This window comes from Johannesbaptistia floridana, assembly GCF_057440575.1.
In genome coordinates this window covers 1-6,895 of record NZ_JALKVM010000350.1, presented here as the reverse complement: position 1 = coordinate 6,895, position 6,895 = coordinate 1, and the positions used below count along the sequence as shown (strand labels likewise).

General features: G+C 34.0%; 7 protein-coding genes. 3 read left to right on the top strand and 4 right to left on the bottom strand.

All coding sequences use genetic code 11. The features are described from left to right. Positions 1–289: 289 nt before the first annotated feature. Together MW688_RS19270 and MW688_RS19265 are read right to left on the bottom strand one after the other, a co-directional pair. The gene (locus MW688_RS19270) at positions 290–574 is read right to left on the bottom strand and encodes a hypothetical protein (RefSeq protein WP_486737638.1); all 285 of its coding nucleotides are present in this window, start codon (positions 572–574) and stop codon (positions 290–292) included. Continuing rightward, a complete protein-coding gene (locus MW688_RS19265; RefSeq protein ID WP_486737637.1) occupies positions 564–860 on the bottom strand; it encodes a BrnT family toxin in 297 nt (98 codons plus the stop codon). The genes MW688_RS19270 and MW688_RS19265 overlap by 11 nt, the downstream gene beginning before the upstream one ends. Positions 861–1,160: 300 nt before the next feature. Between MW688_RS19265 and MW688_RS19260 the strand changes: the two genes are divergently transcribed. Then, entirely contained in the window at positions 1,161–3,986 is a 2,826-nt protein-coding gene (locus tag MW688_RS19260) for a pentapeptide repeat-containing protein (protein WP_486737636.1), read from the top strand. A gap of 8 nt (positions 3,987–3,994) precedes the next feature. Here the strand turns inward: MW688_RS19260 and MW688_RS19255 are convergent, their stop codons facing one another. After that, positions 3,995–4,135 carry a hypothetical protein gene (locus MW688_RS19255; protein ID WP_486737635.1) on the bottom strand — a complete coding sequence of 47 codons (141 nt, stop codon included), beginning with the start codon at positions 4,133–4,135 and terminating at the stop codon, positions 3,995–3,997. A gap of 219 nt (positions 4,136–4,354) precedes the next feature. Here MW688_RS19255 and MW688_RS19250 point away from each other — a divergent pair, with 219 nt between their 5' ends. Both MW688_RS19250 and MW688_RS19245 read left to right on the top strand, forming a co-directional pair. Then, the gene (locus tag MW688_RS19250; protein WP_486737634.1) at positions 4,355–5,146 is read left to right on the top strand and encodes a VWA domain-containing protein; all 792 of its coding nucleotides are present in this window, start codon (positions 4,355–4,357) and stop codon (positions 5,144–5,146) included. A gap of 867 nt (positions 5,147–6,013) precedes the next feature. Beyond that, positions 6,014–6,343, top strand: a complete 330-nt coding sequence (locus MW688_RS19245; RefSeq protein ID WP_486737633.1) for a cupin domain-containing protein — start codon at positions 6,014–6,016, stop codon at positions 6,341–6,343. 233 nt (positions 6,344–6,576) lie between these two features. Here MW688_RS19245 and MW688_RS19240 read toward each other — a convergent pair whose 3' ends face one another. Beyond that, complete coding sequence (locus tag MW688_RS19240) at positions 6,577–6,753, bottom strand: hypothetical protein (protein WP_486737632.1); 177 nt, start codon at positions 6,751–6,753, stop codon at positions 6,577–6,579. Positions 6,754–6,895: the final 142 nt, after the last annotated feature.

The window sequence follows — 6,895 nt, the reverse complement described above, 5'->3', positions numbered from 1 at the left end:
TACTTATGTACTAAATTAACCTCAGAAAAAGTTCATTTCTCTTTAGTCTAAGATCGTAGCAAAGGTCAACCAATTTTTAAGCGCGATCGCATTAATTCTTTAACTCATTACTTCAAAACTCATTACTTCAAGACTCCAAGACTTCTTACTCATTACTTCAAGATTCATCCACCAGTAACATTAGGTATAGATGCAAGATCTCAGCCAAGGGCGATCGCATTCTTCTTTTGAATGAGCATAATATCAACAGAACCAGTATTTTTAGATTAATATGGATGAGGGATCACAATTAATTATGAGCAATTTCATCAAGAGCTTGTTTAATAATATCTTCTTCCACACCATGACGTTTAAGACTTTCTATCAACTGCCAAAACGGACTATTTTCTAGTTTTTCTAAATCTTCTCGTAAGCCTTGTCCAATATAAGCTCTCATTAAAGGTTGATAACCAGAAAAACCCAATACAGGTGCTATTCTTTTCAAATCTTCAACTACGTCTTCAGGTATACGAAGGGTAATAGTTTTCATCGGGCGATCTTTTCTTAATCTTTGTTTTAAAGTTTCAATTTTCATAGTAATTACGTTCTTGACGGGTAGCTTTTCGGGCGGAAATAATCCTAATCATCTCATTCTCTTGTTGAATATGAACCACAAATAAAAGATAATTATCTCTATCCATACCAATAATGGCATCTCTGGCTTCATAATTGCGACTGGCATCTACTACTACTAAAAAGGGGTCAAAAAATGCTTCTACCGCTCTTTCAAAGGTAACTCCTTGGTGCTTAATTGGATTTTGCCTTGCTTTCTCCTCATTCCACACAAAAGTAATGCCATTAAAAATAAATTTGTGCTCCATGCTCTCTATTATATATAAGGCATTTTGTCTTTACATTGTCAATATATATTTTTTCATAAACTCATATCTTCCAACAGCACTTATGTACTTTCATTAGCTAAGGAAAAAACTTATTTATTTGGTGGATAAAAGAATTTGTGTCCCCAATTATAAGTATAAATACTTAAGCAATAATTCTACATTGGGGCATTCTAAATTCTAAATTACACTACACCAGTAACTTTTAATAAAAATGCAAGATCTCAGTGTGATGAAAATTTATAATAAGAATGTATCACAAAGGCTCAACCATAAAAATCAATGTCATCAGAAAATTCAGAAATACAAATTAGACAATCAAATAGATCCGAAGAAGATAAAACAGGTGTGGAAGTCAAATCACCAACACAGAATCAAAAATCAATCAAAGTTGATTTCAAAAAACTCTTTCCCACTGTAGGGAAAGGAGCAATTGATTTTTTTACAGGTAATTGGGTAGGTTTAGCTAAAGATGGTGTAGATTTAATCAATACTCTGGGCTTAAAACCCAATTCACCAGAAGAAATGGCTGGTTTATTAATTATTACAAGTCTCGTTAATGCTATTGAAGAATTAGTAGAAAGCAATTTTATTTTATTTGAATCCTCAAACTCAAAACCTGACGGAAAAGCATTAACAAAAGAAATAACTAAAGCCCTGGAAAAATATAGTTTAATTATTAATCAAGAATTTTTTACTAACCCTCAAAATCTGCCTTTTTTACAAGATGCTAAACAAGGTTTTTATGAATGGCTAATCACTGTAATCTCCAATCAAAGAGAAGCTGAAAGTATCAGTAATCGTTTACCAGAATATTTTGCTGAGGAGTTATATCAAGAATGGAGAAAAGATAAATCAAAATATCAAGTGATTCTCCATGAATTAGATAATCCATTCACAGAAGCTGTAGACAAATCTAGAGAATGGAATCATTATAGAGCATGGCTCCAAAAAGAAATTCAAAAACCTGTATTTGAAGAAGCATTTAGTTTAAAACAAATTTATATTGACCTGAGGGCTTATTATGAATTGGGAGAAGATGAAACAGAGACCTTAGGAGATACTAGAAATCTTAACAGAGAATATCAACGAATTGTTGTGAATCCCGCAGATGAGTTGAATAGATGGCTAGAAAAAGGTGATAAAGATGATGCCATTCGCATGATAACAGGTAGCCCTGGTAGTGGTAAATCTTCTTTTGGTAAAATGTGGGCAGCAAAACAAGCAGAAAAGGGTAAAAAAGTTTTATTTATTTCCTTACATCGTTTTAGTTTAACTGGTGACTTAACACATTCCCTGGGAGAATTTCTGCAATATGATTTTTTCAGTCAAAATCCCTTAGAAAAAACCAATCAAGAATTATCATTAGTAATTATTTTTGATGGTTTAGATGAATTAGCTAAACAAGGGAAAGTTGGGGAACAAACAGCTAAAGAATTTGTCGATGAAATTAGAATATTAGTTAGTAACTTTAATCAAAATAAAACCCGGTTACAAGTTTTAATACTAGGAAGAGAAGTAATAATTCAAGCTAATAGCGGTAAGTTTAAGCAAACTGATAAGTTATTATATTTACTGCCTTATTTGATTACTAAGCAACAAAAAAGAGAACATAGATATGTTGATGATAATAATTTGTTAAAAAAAGACCAAAGGCAGTTATGGTGGAAAAAATATACTCAAGCCAAAGATAAAAATTATCAAGGGTTACCTTCAGAATTAGACCGAGATAATCTAGTTGATATTACTAGTCAGCCATTACTTAATTATTTAGTGGTATTAAGTTATGAAAGAGGAGAAGTTGAATTTGATGAACAAACTAACATTAATGAGATTTATGAAGATTTACTCAAGAGAGTTTATGAAAGAGGTTACGAAGGTAAAAATAGACAACATCAGTCAATTGAAGGTATTGATCAAACAGAATTTACTGACATTTTAAGGGAAATTGCCATCACCTGTTGGCACGGTAACGGACGCACTACTACTATTGATGAAATAAAAAAACGTTGTGAAAATAATAATCTTACTAGATTATTACAAAAATTCCAAAAAAGTTTATCAGGAAATCAAACAGAAAAATCAAGAGCAAGTATTAATAATTTATTATTAGCCTTTTATTTTCGGGAAACTGAGGATTTGCGAGGTAGTGATAAGACATTTGAATTTAGCCATAAAAGTTTTGGTGAATATCTTACAGCAATTGCTTTGGTTAGAAGTTTAAAGATGATTAATAAAAAACTAACCGATAGCGAAAATTTAGACAATGATGATGACGATTATGATGAAAGACAAGCCTTAATCACTTGGGCTAACTTATGTGGAGCATCTCCTTTAGATTTTGATATTTTTGCTTTTATTTTGCGGGAAATGGAATTGCAACCAATCCCCCACGTGTCAGCATGGCAAAAACGGTTATGCAGATTAATTGAATATGTAATGGCAAAAGGAATGCCAATCGAGGCTCTTAATTTACCTAGTTTTAAACAAATGTTGGAGTATAGTAAAAATTCAGAGTCAGCTTTGTTAATCATTTTGAATGCCTGTGCTAGAGTTGTCAATGCCAATAAGAAGCAAGAAGAAACACAACTATCAACTATTGATTGGAAATCTCCTCAAAACTTTGGTAATTGGATAAGTAGATTAATAGGGCAAAGAGAGAATTTTGAACAGTTATTAATTACCGATTGCTTAAGTTATTTAGATTTACATGAATGCAATTTAAGCATCCAAAATTTTGATGGTGCGAATCTCACAGGGGCGAATCTAGAGGGGGCGAATCTCACAGGGGCGAATCTAGAAGATGCGAATCTCACAGGGGCTAATCTAATAGCGGCGAATCTAAGAGGGGCGAATCTAATAGCGGCGAATCTAATAGCGGCGAATCTAACAAGGGCGAATCTAACAAGGGCGAATCTAATAGGGGCGAATCTAGAAGATGCGAATCTAGAAGATGCGAATCTAGAAGATGCGAATCTAATAGCGGCGAATCTAACAAGGGCGAATCTAACAGGGGCGAATCTAGAAGATGCGAATCTAACAGGGGCGAATCTAGAAGATGCGAATCTAACAGGGGCGAATCTAGATCGCACGATTCTTGACCAATAAAAAATGACCTAATTCCGAATTCCTTTTACCTCAGCTCTTTTTTGAGGTAAATATTTTCTTTCATCGATTATTTTCAGCAATTTAGCAGAGCGATCGCCAAAAAACTCTCTTACAAATAACTCTAATCTATAGCGTTTCAAAGGACTCATGAGGTACATAAAACACCTGCCCTCTGCCTCCTGCCTCCTGCCTCCTGCCTCCTGCCTCCTGCCTCAACTTAAAAATTTATCTACAACAGGACCGTTTCTGCAACAGCCCCGGAATTAGTGTAAGATATTGGTATTAGTTAGAAAAAGATTATCGAGAATAGATTTCTGAAGAAGTTTTAAGATCTATCGAATCTGTTTTCAAAATTGAGGAAATTTCTTATGAGTGATATGTCTTTACTAGAAGTTAAACTAGAAAAAAAAGCACCAGATCTTTTGAAATTAGCCAAAAAAGCGAATATAGTTCTAGAAAAAGTTAAGTTAGAAAAACATCGTGCTAAAGTCGCTTTGTGTCTAGATATTTCTGGATCAATGTCCAATTTATATAGTTCAAAAAAAATACAAGTATTTGCTGAAAAAATTTTAGCTCTTGGTTGTAACTTTGATGACAATGGTACGATTGATATCTTTTTATTTGGAGCTAAAGCTCATAACGCAGGAGAGATGAATATTGATAATTTTGCTAATTTTATTCAACAAATTCAGCAAAAACATCCCCTAGAAGGAGGTACTTGTTATGGGAAAGTGATGAAGATGATTAGAGAATTTTATTTTCCTCATAACAAAGGGCAAGCATTACAGACTCCTTTTACTTCATCATCTCCAGTCTATGTAATGTTTGTAACTGATGGTGCTCCACAAGATGGTCCAAATGCGGAAAACCAATTAAAGTGGTCATCTTATGAACCAATTTTTTGGCAATTTCTGGCTATTGGGAAATCAAAAAAAGATGTTAAACAAGGTGGTTTACTCAGTTGGCTTTCTCAAGGATTAGCAAGTGATTTTAGCTTCTTAGAATCTTTAGACGATTTATCTGGTCGTTATTTAGATAATGCTGATTTTTTTAGCGTCGAAGATCCTCAATTAATAGGTGATGATGAATTATATAATTTACTAATGACTGAATATCCCAATTGGGTTAAATTAGCACAACAAAAACAGCTTTTAATCTAAAATGGGTGGTGTTGCACAACTGTGGGTAAAGATGCAAGATATGAGCCTAGGGCGATCGCATTCTTCTTTTGAATGAGCATAATATCAACAGAAGCAGTATTTTTAGATTAATATGGATGAGGTATCAAAATTAATTATGAGCAATTTCATCAAAAGCTTGGTTAATAAGATCTTCTTCCACACCATGATTGGATTTTGCCTTGCTTTCTCCTCATTCCACACAAAAGTAATGCCATTAAAAATAAATTTGTGCTCCATGCTCTCCATTATATATAAGGCATTTCGTATTTACATTGTAAATATATATTTTTTCATAAACCTTACATCACTCGCACCAGTAGTAGGGGCAGGGTTGTTTTGTTCTTGACAAAGAAAATGGTGAGGAGAAGCACCGGAGCAGGGAGCACCGGAGCAGGGAGATGGGATTTTTTGCTAATAATAAATCCCCTTTTTTCTAATAATAGCTAAAAAGAGCGTCAACTTTTGTTGTGTCTAGCTTCTAGCTTACGACAAAATTTTAGAATAAAACAGCCCTGAGTAGTAGGGGCGCAAGGCTTGCGCCCTTTCCCGGTGACTTGCGCCCTTTCCTGGTGGCTTGCGCCTTTCCCGGTGACTTGCGCCCCAATACTGCTTTTGTTAAGAGAAAATTATTGATTAGAGTAAGGTTGAAAGGAGATTAATTACAAAGCCAAAAACCCCTCTCCCGTGCTCCGGTGCTCCCGGCTCCGGTGCTTTCTCAAAATAAATATGTTTGATTCAAAACCTACGCAGTATTGACTTGCGCCTTTTGGAAAACTGTAAAATTAATAAGTAATAATTTATTTTTTAAAGATAACAATCGCCTTTCAAGAGGAGTTTTATCAAGAAATGACTAAATTACCTAATATTTATCAACTACCAGACAAATTAAGGGATCAAGAAATTTTCCAAACTCTGATATCTAATGCCAATATTCTAGTAGAAAAAATTGTTTCTACAGGACAAATAACGCCTCCTGGTGAATGGTTAAGCCAAGATAGAGATGAATGGGTAATACTTTTACAAGGAAGTGCAGAATTATCTTATTTTGAGGGACAAAACATTAAATTAGAAGCGGGTGATTATCTTTTAATCTCAGCTAAGCAAAAACATCGAGTAGAATATACAAGTTCTCAACCTCCCTGCATTTGGTTAGCAATTCACGCTGATTTTACCTAGCCTCAAGCTTAGGCAAAATGCGATCGCATACAAACAAGGTTCCCCCACTTACACAAATGGGAATAGATACAAAATTCAATAATGGTACAAATTACTATTAAAACCAAGCGCAATATCCAAGTTATAGCAATGACCAAATAGATGTTTACAGTTATCATGAAAAGCCCCCCGAGTTTGCGGGGGGTTGGGGGGATCTGTAAATATAAATATTGTTAACAGTACAACGCTCATTGCTATAAAGCCACAATAATTAAGTTTAAAAATTGCAGCCAATCTGGTAATCTTTCTATAAAACTTAGCCAATTATTTCGTAAAAACTCTACTAAAAGATTGATTTCGTACCAACCAAAGGCAAATAAACTTAAATATAAAACTAGTCCTACTGCTACATTTACTAAAATAGGGATCAAAGTATATTTCCATAAATGGGGTTGATTAATAAATAAATTAATAGCACGAAAAGGATAACTAGCACCTGGGAAAAATCCAAAACCACCTAATACTCAGATCTTGCATCTTTACCCAAAGTTACTTGTGGTGGTTAAGTAATGA